Source organism: Pseudomonas sp. KB_15 (assembly GCF_052114525.1).
In the GTDB taxonomy this organism is placed as follows: domain Bacteria; phylum Pseudomonadota; class Gammaproteobacteria; order Pseudomonadales; family Pseudomonadaceae; genus Aquipseudomonas.
In genome coordinates this window covers 1-377 of record NZ_JBFREX010000335.1, presented here as the reverse complement: position 1 = coordinate 377, position 377 = coordinate 1, and the positions used below count along the sequence as shown (strand labels likewise).

General features: G+C 73.2%; 1 protein-coding gene. It reads right to left on the bottom strand.

What is annotated here, in order from left to right:
- A partial coding sequence (locus AB4Z35_RS31155; protein WP_442101320.1) for a CoA transferase occupies window positions 1–377 on the bottom strand: 377 nt, incomplete at both ends.

Below are 377 nucleotides of genomic sequence, written 5' to 3'. Positions count from 1 at the left end.
GGCGCCGGAACAGCGCGGCGAGGATGGCGTTCGAGGTGGCGAGCGCCGTGGCGGCGTCGATCAGGGCGAAGCCGGCCTTCAGGGGCTGGCCGCCCGCTTCGCCTGTCACCGACATCATGCCGCTTTCGGCTTGGGCCGCGATGTCGAGCCCGGGCCGCAGGCGCGACGGACCGCGCGTGCCAAAGCCGGTGACGGAGGCATGGATCAGCGCCGGTTTCGCGGTGCGCAGCGTGGCGGCGTCGAGGCCGATCGATTCCATCGTCCCCGGCCGCGCGTTGTGAAGCACCACGTCGCAAGACAAGGCGAGCCGGCGGGCGGCTTCCGCGCCCGCCGGCTGGCGCAGGTCCAGCGCCATGCCGCGCTTGCCACGGTTGTAG